The organism is Marinithermofilum abyssi (assembly GCF_014641195.1).
In the GTDB taxonomy this organism is placed as follows: Bacteria; Bacillota; Bacilli; order Thermoactinomycetales; family DSM-45169; genus Marinithermofilum; species Marinithermofilum abyssi.
In genome coordinates, this window is record NZ_BMHQ01000009.1 from 1 (window position 1) to 18,812 (window position 18,812).

The window sequence follows — 18,812 nt, forward strand, 5'->3', positions numbered from 1 at the left end:
AGAGCCGGGCTACTTTTAATCGGGCTTTGTTCCGGTTTTGGCTGCCCTTTCGTCTCCGGGACAGAATCCGCTGCCAACGGATCAACTGTTTCTCGTACTTCCGGTGATGTTTTGGGTTGGGAATCACCTCTCCACTGGAGAGAATCGCGAAATGTTTCAATCCCAGGTCGATGCCCACGGCTTTGGATTTGTCTACCGGCACAAAAGGGCTAAAGATCCGCTGACACAAGACGGAGATGAAATACTTGCCGGAAGGGTTTTTCCGCACAGTGGCGGATAAAATTCGTCCCTCGACCTGTTTGGACTTCGCAAAACGGACCCACCCCAGTTTCGGCAGTTTGATCCGATGGCCTTGGATGACCATCGTCGGCGGCCCCTTTTTCGGATAGTTGCACTGGGACGTGTACGACTGAACCGGATGCTTTTTGCTCTTAAACCGGGGGCGGTGATTCTGTTTCTTGAAAAACCGTTGAAAAGCATCCGCCAAATGCTTCAATGCATTCTGCAACGAAGTCGCATCCGGTTCCTTCAACCATTCCAACTCTTTTTTTAATTTCGTCAATTNCCCCGTTTGTTCATGAGCTTTGTTCCATTGACTTAAAAAATGGTTGAACACAAACCGTGTGCAACCGATGGACCGATGGATGAGACTGATTTGTTTCCGGTTCGGGTAGATGCGAAACCGATACGCCTTGTAGATCTGCATTCACTTCCTTGTCCCTTTGATTTTACCTCAGCAGGAACGTATGTTCTAGTCTTTTGGCGAAAAAATTGTCGGACGGTTGAGAGGGGGCAAGCCCTCCCTTGTCCGACGCTCACTTTCATCCCAACCATAAAGGGCTGGGTTTTCCCGGTCACTATTTAGGTTTGAAAAACCATCTCCCATGATGGATCAAGGAAAGGGCCGGTGTAAAGGCGAATACAACAGATAGAGGACAATCCGATTAAGGGAGGAATAGGGTATGGACCATCGAGAGCCATTTACGGTTGCAGATGTACTGAAACGTCCCATCTTCCTTACTTCCAGGGTGGCGGCGGGAAAAAGAGGCTTATCCCGCCCGGTCCGCTGGGTGCATGTGTTGGAAGATACCCAGTCCGCTTCCTTTGTCAATGGACAGGAGCTGATCCTCACCACCGGGATGGGCTTAAACGGCCAGGATGCGTTAGCCCTGCAATTTGTCCAGCAATTGACGGAAAGGGGTGTCTCCGGTCTGTGCATCGAATTGGTCCGTCATTTTACCCAGGTGCCGAAGAGTGTGATCCAGTTCGCGGACACTCACGGATTCCCGATTATCGTCTTTGAACAGGAAGTCCGATTTATCGATATCACGCAAGATATTCACGCATACCTCATCCATCGCCATCATCACCAATTGGTCTCCCTGGAAGAGATGTCCCGCCGCTTTTTACAATTGACACTCAGACCCCAGGGGATCCTTCAGATTTTACGTCTTCTCTATGAGGAAACCGGCTGCTGCGTTTGGCTGAAGGATCATTTTGACACCGATCTTACCTATCCCCCGGAAGTGACACCCGCCACCTTCCAAAAACAACAGGAAATCGTCCAGCCCATCCTTGCACTGGACATGCAGGTCGGAGAGTTGCACCTGGCTCATGACGGCAACTTCGCTGAATTTCACCACTTCATTCTGGACAGGGCCGCAACCGCGATCGCACAAGAGTTGCTGCGACGCATTTCCTTGGAAGAACGGCAATTGCGTCAGGTGCAAAAATGGATCGATGAACTGCTGAGTCGAGGGAGAGCACAAGTACCCTCAGCCCTCTCCTCCGCCTTGCATCAGGGCAACCCCTGCGCCTTGGCTGCGATTGCCCCTGTTTCCACGGATACGGACATGCTGGAAGAGTCCATCCATCTGCAATGGATTCGGCAGGCCTTCCCGGCTTTTTACCGGGAGGGGATTCACGCCTGGATTGCCCCCCAGGAACACGGATGGGCCATGGTATTGACAGACCTCCAAGGCCGTCCTCCCCATACTTTTACTTCAGCGATTCAAAAGGGATTTGATCGCCTGTTCGCTCAAATGAACGGCAGAGCCACATGGTGCTCGAACCCTTTTCGGATCGGAATTAGCCAAGGCTTTTATCAGCTTCAGCAGGCACCTCAAGCCTGGTCACAAGCCATGCTGGCCCTCAAAGTGCATAAGCGTCCCGGAATGGACCTCTTTTTCTCCCAGACAGACAGCTCCTCTCATTCCTCTTATTCTCTTACTTGTTATGACGACCTTCATACATGGCAGTTGTTTTTGCAGATGGACCCGGCCACTTTACAAAACTACATCTCGGATCAGCTCGGGCCTTTGTTGGATTATGACCGGCAAAACGGCACCGAACTGATCCGCACGTTGGAAGCTTTTTTCGCCTGCGGACAATCCAAACAACACACCGCCAAAACGTTGTTTATCCACCGGCAAACACTGTACTACCGTTTGGAGCAAATCACCAACCTGCTCGGCAAACGCTGGGAAGAGCCGCCTCGTCGGCTGGCCCTAGACACGGCTCTGGCTGCCCATCGTTTTCTGGAGATACATCAACAGCCATATCCTCGTTCCGCGCCGCAAAAAATCCCCGGCGAAGGGTAATCGCGCCGGGGAGTGTTTTTTTCACGGCAACAGGACGGCCATTTCCTGATAGGTTTCCGGACGGCGGTCCCGGTAAAACTGCCAGGTATTCCGGACCCTTTTGATCAACTCCCGATCCATCTCACCAAGGATCACTTGATCTTTGTCCCGCTCTCCGATGGCAACAAATTCGCCCCGCGGGTTCACCAAGTAGGATTGACCGTAGAATTCCCCCATGTCCCAGGGTTTTTCCCATCCTACCCGGTTAATGGCGCCCAGGTAATAGCCGTTGGCTACTGCATGGGCCGGCTGTTCCAATTTCCACAAATACTCCGACAAACCTGCCACCGTCGCCGAGGGATTGAATACCACCTCTGCACCGTTGAGTCCCAGGAGCCGCGCCCCTTCGGGGAAGTGCCGGTCATAACAGATATACACTCCTACTTTGGCATAAGCGGTGTCAAATACGGGATATCCAAGATTGCCCGGTTTAAAGTAGTATTTTTCCCAGAAGCCACAGCCTTCCGGCCCCGCCTGCACCTGAGGAAGGTGCTGTTTGCGGTATTTGCCTAAAAATCTGCCGTCCGCATCGATCACCGCAGCAGTATTGTAGTAGACTCCCGTCAACTCCTCTTCGTACACCGGGACGATCAGTACCACTTCCAGCTCTTTTGCCAGCTTCTGCATCAGCCGTGTCGTCGGTCCGTCCGGCACTTTTTCCGCCGCCGCATACCATTTGGGGTTTTGTTCGGTGCAAAAATACGGCCCGTAAAACAACTCTTGCAGGCAGATGATTTTGGCCCCTTCTCGAGCCGCCTCCCGAATCAGGGGCAGATGCTTTTCAATCGCCGCCTGTTTATGAACCTCCACTGGTTCCGACCCGTCCACATCATGAGAAGCTTGAATCAGCCCGATTTTCACTTTGGCTTCCATGGCGTTTCCTCCTTCAGTTAAAGATCGACAGGGCTAAAGCGCTGCCCCCGGACAAACTGTCCCATCCCCGGTCTACCGGTGAACCGGTCGTGATTGACAATGGTCTCCCCCCGCAGCAGAACATAGCGAGGCAGCCCGCTCACCTTCATCCCCTCAAAGGGGTTGTAATCCACGTTCATATGGTGCGTTTCGGCAGACAATGTCCGTTCCGCGCTGGGATCCCACACGACGATATCCGCATCACTACCGACGGCGATCGTCCCTTTTTGAGGGTACAAACCAAACAGTTTGGCTGCATTGGTGGACGTCAACGCAACAAATTTGCTCAAGCCGATCCGCCCTTCATGGACGCCAAAGTGATAGAGAATCGACATCCGGTCCTCGATGGTGGGCGCACCGTTGGGGATTTTAGTAAAGTCGCCCAATCCCAGCTCTTTTTGCTCTCGGTAGTTGAAGGAACACTGATCCGAGCCAAGCACATGCATCTCCATGTTTTTCAGCTTGTTCCACAGCACTTCCTGGTGCCATTGATCCCTAAGCGGCGGAGACATCACATATTTGGCCCCTTCAAACCCCGGCCGCTCGTAATCCGTATAGTCGCATACCAGATACTGCGGGCAGGTCTCCCCGTAGATGGGAAGCCCCCTTTTCCGCGCCTCGCTGATCTGGTCAGCCGCATGAGCACAAGTAACATGGACCACATACAGAGGGGCTCCGGCGATCTCCGCCAAACGGATCGCTCTGGCTGTCGCTTCCCCTTCCGCTTCCGGCGGCCTGGTAAGGGCATGATATCTGGGCTCCGTCTGACCCGATGCCAAAGCCTCCCGGACCAGTACATCGATGACGTCCCCGTTTTCGGCGTGCACCTGCACCAGCGCTCCGTTTTGCCCTGCCATGCGCAGCACCCGGAACAAGGTTTCGTCATCCACCTGCAGATTGTTCTTGTAGGCCATGAACACCTTGAACGACATGACCCCTTCTTTTTCCACCATGGCGGGAATCTCGTTCATCACTTCTTCCCGCATATCCCCGACCATCATATGGAATCCGTAGTCGATGGCCGCCTTCCCCTCCGCCTTGGCATGCCAGGTACGCAAGGAGTCAGCCAAAGTGCTTCCTTTTTCATGCAGGGCAAAGTCGACGATGGTGGTGGTTCCTCCAAAGGCGGCTGCAATGGTTCCCGTTTGGAAGTCGTCTGCCGTGATTGTCCCCCCGAAAGGCATATCCAGGTGGGTGTGGGGATCAACCCCTCCGGGAAACAGATAACAGTTGGAAGCATCAATCGTCTCGTGACCGATGGACAAAATCCGTTCTCCGATATGGGTGACGATTCCGTTTTCAATCAGCACATCGGCTTTCATCACATCGCTGGCAGTCACAACAGTGCCGCCGCGGATCAACGTACCCATAGCTTCTCCTCCCGTCGTTATTTTCCGCCTATACGCGCCATTTCCCGCTCACGCCAGGTTTGCGCCGGTTTGCTGGCATCCACCTGTACCATCGTGATACAGTCATCCACTGGACACACCATCGAGCAGAGGTTACAGCCCACACAATCTTCTTCCCGCACCACCAACCGGTGGATTCCGTCCGGCTGCGGTACCCGGTCAATGCATTGATGCGCCGTATCTTCACAGGCGATGTAACACTTGTTGCAGCGAATGCAGGCATCCTGATCGATGCGGGCGACCACTTTGTATTCCAGGTTGAGGTTGCCCCACTCGGTATAGCGGTGAACGGATCGTCCCGTCAGTTCCCGGACGGAGGCCAGGCCGCGGTCGTCCAGATAATGGTTCAGCCCGTCGATCATATCCTCCACAATCCCGAACCCGTGGTGCATCGCCGCCGTGCACACCTGGACCCCGGTCGCCCCCATCAGAAGGTATTCTACGGCGTCTCGCCAGGTGGAAACGCCCCCGATCCCGGAGATGGGAATGTTGATATCCGGATCCCGGGCGCAATCCGCCACCATGTGCAGGGCAATCGGTTTGACTGCCGGGCCGCAGTACCCGCCGTGGGCCCCTTTTCCATCCACATGGGGCACGGGATACCAGGTATCGAGATCCACCCCCATCAAGCTGTTGATGGTGTTGATCATACTGATCGCGTTGGCGCCCCCTTGCGCCGCCGCCCGTGCCGTGTGACGGATATCCGTGATGTTGGGGGTCAACTTGACGATGACAGGAACCTCCGCTGCCTCCACCACCCATTCGGTACTCTGTTGCACCAGCTCCGGCACTTGCCCGACAGCAGAACCCATCCCCCTTTCCGACATTCCGTGGGGGCAGCCGAAATTTAGTTCAAACCCGTCTACACCCACGTCCTGAACCCGCTTCACCAGCTCCTGCCAGCTCTCCTTTTTCGGTTCCATCATGAGGGATGCGACCACCGCTCGATCGGGAAACCGTTTCTTTACCTCCCGGATTTCCTTCAGGTTCACTTCCAACGGACGGTCCGTGATCAGCTCGATATTGTTCATGGCGAACATCCGCTGAGAACCTACCTGTAAACCGGCAAATCGGGAGGAAACATTGACGATGGGATCTCCGAGCGTCTTCCACACGGCACCGCCCCAGCCCGCTTCAAACGCCCGCATCACCTGGTATCCGCTGTTTGTCGGCGGGGCTGAAGCCAGCCAAAAGGGGTTGGGACTTCGAATGCCCGCCAAATCGATGGACAAATCGGCCATGGATTTGCACCTCCGGATTCTGGATTTATACCCGTTGCATGTGACTCCACTGTTGATGGAGACTCCATGCTGCAACTTTCCCCTGCTCGGCCGCTTCCACTACCATCGCTTCCCCGCGCCCTTTTTCAAAAGTGCAGTCCCCGGCGGCAAAAACCTTGGGATTGCTCGTTCGGAAGCGTTCATCCACTTGGATCACGCCGTCCCTGCACTCCACCCCCAGTCCCTGCAATACTTCCGTCAGCCGATGTTGTCCAATCGCGCGAATCACCGTATCCGCCTCGACCACGTACTCGGAGCCGGGGATGGGAACGGGTCGGGGGCGCCCGCTGTCATCAGCCGCTTCCAGCCGCATCCGGATAAACTCCACTCCCCGTACGCGTCCCTCTTCTCCCAGGATGCGGGTGGGTGCAGACAGCCAGCGAAACTCCACGCCTTCTTGCTTGGCAAAGTCGTATTCAAATTCGTAAGCCGTCATTTCCTTTTCGGTCCGGCGATACACCATCGTGACCTGTTCCGCCCCCAGCCGTTTGGAACAAGTAGCCGCATCCACGGCGGTGTTGCCCGCCCCGATCACCACCACGGTGCTGCCGATCTCCCCGATGCTTTTGCCGGTTTTCACCCGTTCGATCAACTCGATGGCATCCCACACGCCGGTCAGCTCTTCCCCTTCAATACCCAGCCGCGGCACAGCACCCATCCCGAAAGCCAACACCACAGCATCAAACCGGGTGAGCAGCTCTTGTGGAGAGATATCCCGTCCCACCGCCGTATCGGTATGCACCGTTACCCCCAGCTTCACGACCTGCTCCGCCTCCCACAAGGCGACATCCTCAGGCAAACGGAAGGGAACGATCCCGTAGGTGTTCAGTCCGCCCAGCCGGGATTTGGCCTCATAGATGGTGACACTGTGTCCCATCCGGGCCAACTCCCGTGCAGCAGACAATCCGGCGGGGCCGCCGCCTACCACCGCCACCCGAAACCCGGTCGGCGGCCCCGGCTGGAACAGTTCCACATCGTGCTCCCGTACCCAATCAGTCACATACCGCTGCAAATCCCCGATCCGGATCGCAACATCCTCCTTATTCAACACGCAGGCGCCTTCACACAACTCTTCTGTAGGACAAACCCGTGCACAACTGGCCCCTGCGGGATTAGCCTCCATAATCACACGGGCACTGCCCTTCAGATTGCCGGTGCGGATTTTGTGGATAAACGCCGGTACATCGATATGGGTAGGACAGGCTTGCGTGCAAGGGGCATCGTAACAATAGAGACACCGATTGGCTTCATGAACTACGTCCATGCGGCCCAAGGAGCGGTGAATGGATGCAAAGAGCGAAGAAGATTCCAACCTTTCAGACATGGTATTCCCCCCTTTGTTTCTCATTGCGAAACGTTAGCAGTAGACACCAACGACGGCTCATCTTCCATCTGGGTCATGCTTCGATACTCCACAGGCGAAACCAATGTCTCATGGTTGCGCATCAACCCTGTATAGACCACGACGGCTGTCACCATCCCCACAAGCAGAGCATTGTCCCACAGAATGGAAAGACTAGGTATCAACCACCCCAAAGCGGGAACAGCAACCCCGATGATCAACGCAATCACGCTGTTCCAGTTGATGCCGCCCCGATAATGGTAGCGTCCTTCGTTTTGATACAGTTCTGCCAAGGCCAGCCGCCGCTTGCGGACCAACCAGTAATCGGCAATGGCAATCCCGTCAATCGGTCCCAGCAACGCGCCGTAAGTGCCCAGCCAGCCAAAGATGTAGTTGCCGAAGTTCTCCATGATGTACCAGGGTTGAATCGCCATTCCAAGCAGTCCGGTAATCACCGCCCCCATGGCGAAGGTGATCCGTTTCGGCCACAGATTTTCGATCGCCCTTGCCGGAGCCACCACGTTGGCACCCACATTGATCGTCAGGCTGGAAATGGTGATCACTACCGCGCCCAGCAATATGACCGGAGCGGGAAAGCGGGTAATAATCGCCACCGGATCCCACAACGCTTCACCAAAAACGACGACGGTGGCGGATGTAACCGCAATGGCGAGAAAAGAGAAGGCCCCCATCGCCGTCGGCAGGGAGAGCGACTGTCCCACCACTTGCGCCCGCTGGCTTTTGGCATAGCGGCAGAAATCCGGAATATTGAGCGCCATCGTAGACCAGAAGGCGATACATCCCATCAATGACGGAAAGAACACCACCAAAAACTCACCCGCTGAATCAAATTTGGACGGTGCCGACAACATCGGTCCCAATCCGCCGGCAGCAGTCACCGCCCAGATGAACAGGCCCAAGGAGGCCGCCATCAGCAGCGGAGCGGAGAACTTCATCAGATTCTTGATGCTTTCCGGCCCTCTGTAGGCTACAAACACGTTAAGCCCCCAAAACAACAGAAAGACGATCACGGTATGCCCCGGCACATCCCACCAGCCTCGATACACTGCCTGCAACAACCCGTCGATCGCTGTGGTCCCGATCCAGCAGTTGATGCCAAACCACCCGGCGGCGATCAGCGCCCGAGCCAGCGCGGGGATGTGGGCCCCTTTTGATCCAAACCACAGCCGGGCATATACCGGATACGGGATGCCGAACTTGGTTCCGGCATGGGCATTTAACAAAATCGGGATCAGCACGATCAGATTGCCCAGCAGGACGGTCATCACCGCCTGCCACCAGTTCATTCCCAAGGAAATCATGCCGCCAGCCAGGGCATAGGCAGGAATGCACAGACACATGCTGATCCACATCGCGGCAAAATTCCAGGTGGTCCAATGGTGTTCTTCCCGGCGCGTCGGCCGAAGATCGTCGTTCCACAACGGACTCTCACTCAACCGTTCCGCTGTCTGTGTTTCCAATGTAACGATCCCGTTTTTCTCCACTTGGGACTTCACAGGGAATTGCCTCCCTTCTGGATGAAAGCAGGCCTCCCCACTCCGTTAGCCAAACAAATTCTCTAACTTTGTAGTGCTGTCTGCAGTATTGCCTTCGACCCGGATGTCCCCCGCGCGATATACCATTCTGATACGGAATACACCCCTTTACTTTGCATCAATAAATCCGTTTTCGCACCCGCACTTCACTAAATGAAATGCACTTCCTGTAGAGCCTCCTGCAATACGCGGACGATCAGATCCAGCTCTTCGTCGGTGATGATCAAGGGCGGCGCAAGAGTCAGCACGTTGTTTTGCCCCGGCACCGTATCGGAGTTTTTGCCGATGAGCACGCCCCGGCTTTTGCAAGCAGCGAGGATCCGGCCCACGATTTCCGGGGAAGCGGGCGTTTTGGTTTCCTTGTCCGATACTAGTTCCACTCCCGCTATCAGACCGAAGAAACGAAGATCACCGACTAAGGGATGGTCTACTAGAGACATCATCCGCTCCTGCATCCGCTGCCCCAGCTCTTCACATCGGGCCACCAATTCCATTTCTTCCATCAGCTCCAATGTCCTCAGTGAGAGAGCACAGGCCGTGGCATTACCTCCAAAGGTGTTGACATGCCGGAAATGGGCATAAGCGTGCTCATCTTTGAAGGCATTGAACAGATCGGCCCGCACTGCCGTCGCGGACAGCGGAAGATACGCACTGGTGATTCCTTTGGCCATGGTGACCACATCAGGTTTCACGGCAAAGTTTTGATGACCGAAGGATTTTCCGGAACGGCCAAATCCACAGATTACCTCGTCTGCGATCAAGAGCACCCCGTACCGGTCGCAAATCTCCCGCACCTGTTGCATGTACTCCGGAGGCGGCACGATCACTCCCCCTCCCGTGATCGCGGGCTCCATAATCACCCCCGCCACCGTGTCCGGACCTTCCCACTGAATCACCTGCTCAAAGATGGAAGCACATTCTATTTCGCAAGTGTCTCGGCTTTTCCCGAAAGGACAACGGTAGCAATAGGGCGGCGGCACATGAACAAAGCCCGGTGCCAGGGGTTCATAGTGTTGCTTGCGCACCGCCTGACCGGTAGCGGCCAAAGCTCCCAACGAGTTGCCATGATAGGCCCGGTACCGGGAGATAAATTTCCACCGGGTGGGTTCCCCGTTCTGAGCATGATACTGCCTCACGATTTTAAATGCCGTTTCATTGGCTTCCGAACCGCTGTTGGAAAAGAAGATCCGGTAGTCTCCCTCCAGCCACTCATTCAATTTCTCACTCAGCTGGATCGCTGGCAGGTGGCTCTGGGTCATCGGATAATAAGGAATCTGCAGCAGCTGTTCATAAGCGGCTTGTGCCAACTCGCGATTGGAGTACCCCAGGTTGACGCACCAGAGTCCCGACATGGCATCCAAATACCGGTTCCCCTCCAAATCGATTACCCAGGCTCCATCCCCTTTCGTGATAATCAGGGGATTCTGGCTGGCCGCGTAGGGGAGCATGTGATGCCAAACATATTGCCGGTCTTTTTCGATCCACGCCTGCCGCTCCTCCTTACTGACCCTTTCCGCCTCCCGGTGCATTTGGTTCATTCTCCCGCACCCCTTCCTATCGACCTGCTTTTGGAGATTCCTCTTCACTGCCAAACCATCGGCTGGTGACCATCTTTTTTTTCGTGTAAAATTCGATCGCATCCCGACCATTGGCATGCAAGTCTCCATAAAAGGATTGCTTCCAACCGCTGAAGGGGAAGAAGGCACTGGGAACGGGAACTCCCACGTTGATCCCCAACATCCCGGCTTGCACCTCTTCACGGAACCGTCGGGCCGACTCCCCGCTTTCCGTGTATAACACCGCTGCATTGCCAAACCGCGATCGGTTCACCACTTCCAATGCTTCCGTCAAATCCTTCACACGAATGACACTGAGCACCGGTGCAAACAACTCTTCCCGGACAACGGCCATTTCGGGACGCACCCGATCCAGGATCGTCGGACCGAGGAAGTATCCTTTCTCCTGTTTAGCTTGTTCATCCCGTCCGTCCCGGAACAATACCGCCCCTTCCTTTACTCCCTCTTCAATTTTGTTCAGCACCTTTTCCCGGTGCTCCGAACGGATGAGGGGACCTTGTTCGATTCCTTCTTCCAGGCCGTTCCCGACACAGATCTCATCTGCTGCTTTCCCCAACGATGCCAGGAACCGGTCGGCCACAGCCTCTTCCACCACCACGACGCTTCCCGCCATGCAACGCTGACCTGCACAACCAAAGGCCGAACTGGCTACATTTTGCACCGATTTAGCCAAGTGGGCATCTTGCAGTACAATATGATGGTTTTTAGCGCCGGCCAGTGCCTGTACGCGCTTGCCGCGGGCAGCCGCTGTCCGGTAGACGGTTTCCGCTACGGGCTGGGACCCGACAAAGGATACGGCATGGACATCCGGATGCTCCAACAGCCTACTAACAACCTCCTTGCCCCCATGTACCAAATTGAAGACACCTTCGGGAAACCCGGCTTCTGTCAAAAGCTCGGCCAAACGAGTCGCGGAGAGAGGGGTTCTCTCGGACGGCTTCAGTACAAAGGTATTCCCCGCGCCAAGGGCCAATGGCAACATCCACAACGGCACCATGACCGGAAAGTTGAATGGGGTAATCCCCGCCACCACCCCGACAGGCATCCGTACCAATTCCATATCGATGCCGCGGGAGACTTGCGGAGTGATCTCCCCTTTGATCAAATGGGGCATACCCGCGGCAAACTCGACCACTTCAATTCCCCGCCAGATTTCCGCCTCAGCTTCCTTCAGCGTTTTACCGTTCTCCTGGGTCAGCGTGCGAGCCAGACTGTGCAAATCCCGCACCAACAATTCCCGGAACCGGAACAACAGCCGGGCGCGCTCAACGACGGGGACCTCGCTCCACCCTGCAAACGCTTGAACCGCAGCCGAAACCGCCGCATCCACGTCGTTCCCAGTAGATAGAGGAACCTCTGCCAGCACCTCCTCCGTCGCCGGATTGGGAACCGGCAGCACTTCCCTTGCTTCCGAAGCACGCCACACTCCCCCGACAAAATTGGATAAACGGGTTGCTTTCATCGCTGTTTCCAACACCATCACCTCATTTGTCCTTTCTCTTTTAAGCTATCGGTTTGCTGTCGGTTTCTTGCCATACAAAATGTAAGAAAACAACATCGAATGTTTAAACACCAAAACAACCATTCTCTCTCCAAGGATACCCCAATTATCAGAATTTTCCCTCGTGCATTGCATACGAAAAATTCCGTATTCTTTCATACAGATTGAACACACTGCCGATCCACCAAGGCGGACACCTTTTTTTCACTTTCTAGGCGAGCACCTTTCCCCAAGCGGCCCGGCCACAATATTTATAAAGGGAGAAAGGGGGGAAACACATGAGTGGCTACGGTGGCTACGGTTACGGTTATGGATTCGGCCTGCGTCGTCTGTTGCTTTTCCTGCTGGTGATTGCGACAATTTTTGCTTTGGTCGGTATCTGGGGCTATTAATGAAAACAACCCTGCCCTTTCAGGCAGGGTTGTCAGTTTGTTGACAAACTTGTAGGATAGCTTCAACCTTTTGCCCGTCGCTCCCTTTCCCTCCAACGCAGTCGTCAAAAGTCGCTACTCAGGTAAAAAGAGTTCTTTAGCTCATTTTGAGAAACTTTGTCAGCAGTTGTATAAGAGTAGCAAGATGCCCTTTGCTAGTCGCGGTATCTGAACTCAGCGAAAAAATGTAGGATCGAGGCAAAAGCGGGCTACACATAGCATTTCCTATCGCGCCTCGGTCATCGTTTTGGAACAGACAGTACCCGCTTGTTTATGCTGCTGGGATCCGCGGGTGTTCTTTTTCTTTGCTGTTGGCGCCGTTGTGTCATGTATTACAACGCCCATTCCCCTTCAAACACTGTAACTGCAGGACCGATCATATATACGTGCCCGTCCTCTTCATTCCACTCGATCTGTAAATCGCCGCCCTTAAGATGAACGGTCGCTCGGCGTTCGGCTTTCCCCGTCAGTACTGCCGCCACCAACGAGGCACAGGCACCCGTACCACAAGCCATCGTTTGGCCAACCCCCCGCTCCCACACGCGCATATCCAGCTCATGAGGAGAGTGGACGGTCACAAACTCCACATTTGTTTTGTTAGGAAACAGCGAATGCGTTTCCAGGCGGGGTCCCCAGTTCTCCACCGGGAACTGCACCGCATCCTCCACAAAAATGACAGCGTGGGGATTGCCCATCGATACCGCCGTGAAATGGAAGGTGGTATCCTCCACTGTCACCGGCTCATCCACTACCATATCCTTGTCGAGGACGGTAGGGACTTTCCGTCCTTCCAACACCGGTGGGCCCATATCGACGCGGACCATGGCGGCCCCCTCTTTATCCTCTTCCATCCATACCTTCTGAAGACCGGCCTTCGTTTCCACTGTCAACTCCCGGCGAGCGCCGGAAATACGGTCATAATAATACTTGGCTACACAACGGACAGCATTGCCGCACTGCTCCGCTTCCGTCCCGTCAGCATTGATGATCCGCATGGCAAAGTCCGCCTGCTCCGACGGCTGAATAAAGACCAGTCCGTCTGCTCCCACGCCCAAATGGCGGTCACACACTTTCCGTGCCAGCTCGAATACATCAAGCGATAACGGCTCTTTCCGATGACATACGACAAAATCATTGCCCAGTCCGTGCATCTTGGTAAATTTCATCGGGATGAGTCCAACTCCTTTGGCGAACAAACAACAAGATATACTTATTGTGGCTTGCTCCACACTTCTAAAGCATCCCAGGAGCACTTCCTGCGGGCGCCGTGGGCTTCTCGGATCATTGGGCGCGGCAACCCGCTACCCTCTCCCCGAGCCTGAGAAATGCCGAGCCTCCATCGGTTACTCGACAGGAATCATTTTACGACAGGACCGATTCCTCCTGCCAACCCTCTCTGATTCGGTTCTCCAGGCACGAGTAGTTGAACGAATTCCGCTCGTGTCTTAACGATACCAAAACCTTGTCGGACTTGCCAGAGGTTTACACCCTCCCTCGTCCGACGCTCGCTTTCATCCCAGCCCTAAAGGGCTGGGTTTTCCCGCTCGCTATCTATATTCAACCCCTGCTCCCCGCCAGCCGGCGCACCGGACGCAAGGTGTCGAGCAAACCGGCAGCAATGGTAGGCAAAGCCGATCCGACGATCACGAGGGCCCACTCCCGGAAGCCGAGAGACACCGTATGGAAAACGGGCTGCAGCGGCGGGTAGTACATCACACCGAACAACAGCATCACCGAGGACAAAACCGCCAGCACCAACGGTTTGTTGGATAGCGGGCTCCGATGGAAAATGGATTGGCTGCTGCGGCAATCAAAGACGTAAATCAGCTGCGCCATCACCAGGGTGGCAAAAGCGACGGACTGGGCTCGGACCAAATCATCCGGTGCCTCGTTATATACCATCCAAAAGGCACCCAAGGTACATGCCCCGATCATGAGGCCCCGGGTCAAAATCTTCCACCCGACGCCTCGGGCAAAAATGCTTTCCCGGCTGTTCCGCGGCTGCCGGTCCATCGTATCTTCTTCCGCCGGATCCACCCCGAGAGCCATGGCGGGCAAGCCGTCTGTCACCAGGTTGACCCAGAGGATTTGGATCGGAACCAGCGGCAGGGGCAGACCGGCCAGCATCGCCATAAACATGACCAGGATTTCCCCCACGTTGCTGGCCAACAAATAACTGATAAATTTGCGGATATTATCGTAGATGCTGCGTCCTTCTTCAATCGCCGCCACGATCGTGGCAAAGTTATCATCCGCCAGTACCAGGGAAGAGGCTTCCTTGGAAACGTCCGTGCCGGTGATCCCCATGGCAATCCCGATGTCTGAGGCTTTGATGGCGGGAGCGTCGTTCACGCCGTCCCCCGTCATCGCGACAACATGTCCTTCCTTCTGCAACGCTTTCACGATCTTCAGCTTGTGTTCCGGCGATACCCGGGCATATACATGGATATCGTTCACCTTTTTCTGAAACTCCTGATCGCCCATCCGTCCCAGTTCACTTCCAGTCACGGTCAGCCCCCGGTCGGTCAAAATCCCCAGCTGCTGGGCAATGGCTACTGCCGTGATCTGATGGTCACCCGTAATCATCACCGTACGGATCCCTGCCCGACGACAGGTACGGATCGCATCTTTCACTTCTTCCCGAGGCGGATCGATCATCCCTGCCAGACCGACAAACACCAGCTCCCGCTCGGCAGCGCTTTCCCGCTGCGGCTCAGCCCCTTTCCACTCCCGGTAGGCAAAGGCCAGGTTGCGGAGAGCCATGGAAGCCAGCTGTTCGTTGGTTTCCGTAACTTGAGAGCGCAGAGCATCTGTCAGGGGAGTTTTCCGACCGTTGTTCAAGATGTGGGTACATTTGTTCAACAGTACATCGGGAGCTCCTTTGGAAAAGACCATCCGCTCTCCTTTGCGGTTTTCCACCAGTACCGACATCATTTTGCGTTCCGAATCAAAGGGGTACTCTTTCACCCGCTTCCAATCCCCGCTCAAACGCTCCTGGGTCACTTCCCCCTTGGCACCGACTACCAGCAACGCACCTTCCGTTGGATCACCGTCCACCCGCCACTTTTCCTGCTTGCGCCGGAGCAGTTTCCCTTTTTCACCTTCCCGTAGTAGCTCCGCATTGTTACAGAGAACCGCCACCTCCAACAGCCGTTTTAATGCAGGATTGGAAGCGGGTTTTACTTTTTGTCCCTGTATGGTAAACTCTCCTGCCGGTTCATACCCGGACCCGGATACTTGCACCTGCCGCCCGTCCGTCCAAATGTGGGTGACCGTCATCTTGTTCTGGGTAAGTGTCCCTGTTTTGTCTGAGCAGATCACGGAAGCACAGCCCAGCGTTTCTACTGAAGGCAGTTTTCGGACGATGGCCTGCCGCTTGATCATCCGCTGTACACCCAGAGCCAGCGCAATCGTCACAATGGCCGGCAGCCCTTCGGGGATGGCAGCGACAGCCAAGCTGACTCCCGCCAGGAACATCTTGTACGCTTCATGACCGTGAATAATGCCCGTCAATACTACGACTGCCGTCAAAGCCAAGGCAACGACGATCAAGATTTTCCCCAGTTGCTCCAAACGGCGCTGGAGCGGGGTTTGCATCGTTTCCGTGGATTGAATCAAGTGGGCGATCCGTCCCATCTCCGTCTCCATCCCGGTATGCACTACCACCCCTATACCCGTTCCCCGCACCGCCATCGTCCCGAGATATGCCATATTTTTGCGGTCCCCCAATGGCACGTCCCCCTGGGGCAGGCGGGCATCCGTCTTGTTGACGGGCACCGATTCCCCTGTCAGAGCCGACTCTTCAATATACAGGTTTTCAGCATGAATCAGCCGTACATCCGCCGGAATCCGGTCGCCGCTCTCCAACGAGATGATATCCCCCGGAACCAAATCGGATGCCGGAATCCGCATCCATCGACCGTTCCGCTTTACCCTGGCAGTCGGCGCCGACAGCTTTTTCAACGCGCTGAGAGACTTTTCCGCACGAAACTCCTGCACAAACCCCAAGATGGCGTTCAACACCACAATCGCGATAATCGCCACCGCATCCGTATACTCTCCCAACAGTCCGGACACCAGCGTAGCCGCCAGCAACACCAACACCATGAAATCTTTGAACTGATTGATCAACATCACCACGGGGGACACTTTCTGCCCCTCAGCCAGCTGATTGGGCCCCACTTTCTCCCGACGCTTCCTGGTTTCCGCCTCATCCAATCCCATATCGGGATCCACGCCGAAATAGGAGGCGACCCGCTCGCTTTCCCAATCCACAAAGCGGCTGCCTTCAGACACGTTTCCTCCCCCTTTGTCTCAAAAACTCTCATGGTAACCTTATTCAGACAGGCTCCGAAACATGTCTTAAGATCAACAAAGGCAACCAAGTAAAGGAAAACATGCTATACTAGTTAATACTGATTTGGTCGGAAGAAAGGAGCAGCAGCATGTCCTTTGACGGAATTACAACCCGGGCCGTCGTTCATGAATTGCAAGGAATCGTCGGCGGGCGTGTGGCGAAGATCTATCAACCCACGGAAACGGAACTCATTTTTCATATACGGTCCAAAGGAAGCAACCGGCGGGTGCTGCTCTCAGCCCATCCCGCCTATGCCCGGATGCACTTGACGGAAGAACCGGCGGAGAATCCGATGACGCCGCCCATGTTCTGCATGTTACTCCGCAAGCATTGCGAGGGGGGGATCGTAGAAAAGATAGCCCAAGTAGGGATGGAACGGATCGTTCACCTGGATATCCGTACCCGGAATGACCTGGGGGATGAAGTGATCCGCCGCCTGGTGGTGGAAATCATGGGGCGCCACAGCAATATCCTCCTGATCGACCCCGAGGCGAACAAGGTGCTGGACGCTATCAAACGAGTATCCCCTGCCATGAGCCGTCATCGTCAGGTAATGCCCGGAGCCCTTTATGAGCCGCCGCCGGAACAGCACAAACGAAACCCTCTGAATGTCGACAAAAAGACCTTTCTCCGTTCCATCCAATTTAACACAGGGAACATTCATCAGCAGATCATCCAGCGATTTACCGGCATCGGTCCGCTCAACGCCAAGGAAATGGTCTATCGCACCGGAATCGGCAACCGGGAACAGCTTTGGGAAGCTTTTTCTGCGGTGATCAACCAGGTAAAGGAACATCGCTATGAACCGACGATCGCCTACAACGGTTCCAAAGAAGTCTTTTCCATGATCCGGATCACCCACCTTCAAGAAAAGCGGGAGTTTACCCAGCCCAGCCGTTGTCTGGAAACCTTTTTCCACGGCAAAGCGGAACGGGACCGCTCCCGACAGCAAAACCACGATCTAATCCGGAAGCTCAAATCCGAGATCGAGAAAAACGAAAACAAGATCCGGAAGCTGGAGCAAGAACTAGCCGCTACGGAGAAAGCGGAGGAGTACCGTACGTATGGCGAACTGGTCACTGCTTTTATGCACCAGATCCAACGGGGAGATGAATCCCTGACTACGGTCAACTACTATGATCCGGAGGCGCCGGAAGTCACGATTCCGTTAGACCCTCAACTTACACCGTCGGAAAACGCCCAGCGGTATTTCAAGCAGTACAACAAGGCAAAAGCCTCCCGCAAGCACAGTCAGGAACAGATCGAGAAGACATGTCAAGAAACGGATTATCTGGAATCGGTCCTGGTTCAGTTGCTGGATGCCACGCCATCGGAAGCAGAGGAAATCCGGGAAGAGTTGGAAGAGCAAAAGTGGCTGCGTCCCTCCGGAAAACAAAACCGCCGGAAAAAGCAGCCGCAAAAGCCCGTACCCGCCTCCTACCGCTCCTCCGAAGGGATACCCATCCTGGTTGGGCGCAACAACAAGCAAAACGACTACCTCACCCACCGCTTGGCGTCTCCGAGAGACACGTGGCTACACACCAAAGACATCCCCGGCTCCCATGTGGTGATCCGCGGGGAACACTACGGCGAAACCACCCTTCACGAGGCGGCCATGCTGGCGGCTTACTACAGCAAAGCCCGGGAGTCCAGCCAAGTACCGGTGGATTATACGTTGATCAAGCACGTCAAAAAGCCTTCCGGCGCACGACCCGGTTTTGTCATCTACGAAGAGCAGAAAACCCTCTTCGTCACACCGGATGAGCAAGCGGTGCGAAAGTTGGAGCAACAGGGAAAGGATGGTTAAC

13 protein-coding genes are annotated in these 18,812 nt (G+C 55.1%); 3 read left to right on the top strand and 10 right to left on the bottom strand.

The window, feature by feature from the left end; all coding sequences use genetic code 11:
• Positions 1-706 (bottom strand): RNA-guided endonuclease TnpB family protein (locus IEW70_RS12430; protein WP_188648254.1); only part of this gene is annotated, 706 nt, incomplete at its 3' end.
• A gap of 256 nt (positions 707-962) precedes the next feature.
• Between IEW70_RS12430 and IEW70_RS12435 the strand changes: the two genes are divergently transcribed.
• Positions 963-2,600: a PucR family transcriptional regulator gene (locus IEW70_RS12435; RefSeq protein ID WP_188648255.1), complete on the top strand. Its 1,638-nt coding sequence runs from the start codon at positions 963-965 to the stop codon at positions 2,598-2,600.
• A gap of 21 nt (positions 2,601-2,621) precedes the next feature.
• Here the strand turns inward: IEW70_RS12435 and IEW70_RS12440 are convergent, their stop codons facing one another.
• From IEW70_RS12440 to IEW70_RS12470, 7 genes are all read right to left on the bottom strand, one after another.
• A complete protein-coding gene (locus IEW70_RS12440; RefSeq protein ID WP_188648256.1) occupies positions 2,622-3,512 on the bottom strand; it encodes a nitrilase-related carbon-nitrogen hydrolase in 891 nt (296 codons plus the stop codon).
• Between the two features lie 17 nt (positions 3,513-3,529).
• Positions 3,530-4,921, bottom strand: coding sequence for a dihydropyrimidinase (hydA, locus tag IEW70_RS12445; protein ID WP_188648257.1), 1,392 nt, complete (start codon positions 4,919-4,921; stop codon positions 3,530-3,532).
• Positions 4,922-4,938: 17 nt separating this feature from the next.
• Positions 4,939-6,201, bottom strand: a complete 1,263-nt coding sequence (preA, locus tag IEW70_RS12450) for an NAD-dependent dihydropyrimidine dehydrogenase subunit PreA (RefSeq protein WP_188648258.1) — start codon at positions 6,199-6,201, stop codon at positions 4,939-4,941.
• A gap of 25 nt (positions 6,202-6,226) precedes the next feature.
• Positions 6,227-7,564, bottom strand: coding sequence for an NAD(P)-dependent oxidoreductase (locus tag IEW70_RS12455; RefSeq protein ID WP_188648259.1), 1,338 nt, complete (start codon positions 7,562-7,564; stop codon positions 6,227-6,229).
• Positions 7,565-7,584: 20 nt separating this feature from the next.
• Positions 7,585-9,099, bottom strand: coding sequence for an NCS1 family nucleobase:cation symporter-1 (locus tag IEW70_RS12460; protein WP_188648260.1), 1,515 nt, complete (start codon positions 9,097-9,099; stop codon positions 7,585-7,587).
• 188 nt (positions 9,100-9,287) lie between these two features.
• The gene (locus IEW70_RS12465) at positions 9,288-10,676 is read right to left on the bottom strand and encodes an aspartate aminotransferase family protein (RefSeq protein ID WP_373285965.1); all 1,389 of its coding nucleotides are present in this window, start codon (positions 10,674-10,676) and stop codon (positions 9,288-9,290) included.
• A 16-nt stretch (positions 10,677-10,692) separates the two neighbouring features.
• Positions 10,693-12,189, bottom strand: a complete 1,497-nt coding sequence (locus IEW70_RS12470; RefSeq protein ID WP_373285973.1) for a CoA-acylating methylmalonate-semialdehyde dehydrogenase — start codon at positions 12,187-12,189, stop codon at positions 10,693-10,695.
• Positions 12,190-12,494: 305 nt separating this feature from the next.
• On the opposite strand from IEW70_RS12470, the gene IEW70_RS12475 reads away from it, so the two are divergent.
• Positions 12,495-12,608 carry a sporulation protein YjcZ gene (locus IEW70_RS12475; RefSeq protein WP_188648261.1) on the top strand — a complete coding sequence of 38 codons (114 nt, stop codon included), beginning with the start codon at positions 12,495-12,497 and terminating at the stop codon, positions 12,606-12,608.
• Positions 12,609-12,979: 371 nt separating this feature from the next.
• On the opposite strand, the gene dapF is transcribed toward IEW70_RS12475, so the two are convergent.
• Complete coding sequence (gene dapF / locus IEW70_RS12480; RefSeq protein WP_188648262.1) at positions 12,980-13,813, bottom strand: diaminopimelate epimerase; 834 nt, start codon at positions 13,811-13,813, stop codon at positions 12,980-12,982.
• A gap of 391 nt (positions 13,814-14,204) precedes the next feature.
• Positions 14,205-16,943 carry a calcium-translocating P-type ATPase, SERCA-type gene (locus tag IEW70_RS12485; RefSeq protein ID WP_268234874.1) on the bottom strand — a complete coding sequence of 913 codons (2,739 nt, stop codon included), beginning with the start codon at positions 16,941-16,943 and terminating at the stop codon, positions 14,205-14,207.
• A gap of 149 nt (positions 16,944-17,092) precedes the next feature.
• On the opposite strand from IEW70_RS12485, the gene IEW70_RS12490 reads away from it, so the two are divergent.
• Positions 17,093-18,811, top strand: a complete 1,719-nt coding sequence (locus IEW70_RS12490) for an Rqc2 family fibronectin-binding protein (protein ID WP_188648263.1) — start codon at positions 17,093-17,095, stop codon at positions 18,809-18,811.
• The last annotated feature ends 1 nt before the right edge of the window (position 18,812 follow it).

Coding starts and splice junctions, on each gene's coding strand:
- dapF (WP_188648262.1), bottom strand. CDS start 13,813: ATGAAATTTACCAAGATGCACGGACTGGGCAATGATTTTGTCGTATGT.
- IEW70_RS12440 (WP_188648256.1), bottom strand. CDS start 3,512: ATGGAAGCCAAAGTGAAAATCGGGCTGATTCAAGCTTCTCATGATGTG.
- IEW70_RS12435 (WP_188648255.1), top strand. CDS start 963: ATGGACCATCGAGAGCCATTTACGGTTGCAGATGTACTGAAACGTCCC.
- preA (WP_188648258.1), bottom strand. CDS start 6,201: ATGGCCGATTTGTCCATCGATTTGGCGGGCATTCGAAGTCCCAACCCC.
- IEW70_RS12465 (WP_373285965.1), bottom strand. CDS start 10,676: ATGAACCAAATGCACCGGGAGGCGGAAAGGGTCAGTAAGGAGGAGCGG.
- IEW70_RS12455 (WP_188648259.1), bottom strand. CDS start 7,564: ATGTCTGAAAGGTTGGAATCTTCTTCGCTCTTTGCATCCATTCACCGC.
- IEW70_RS12475 (WP_188648261.1), top strand. CDS start 12,495: ATGAGTGGCTACGGTGGCTACGGTTACGGTTATGGATTCGGCCTGCGT.
- IEW70_RS12490 (WP_188648263.1), top strand. CDS start 17,093: ATGTCCTTTGACGGAATTACAACCCGGGCCGTCGTTCATGAATTGCAA.
- hydA (WP_188648257.1), bottom strand. CDS start 4,921: ATGGGTACGTTGATCCGCGGCGGCACTGTTGTGACTGCCAGCGATGTG.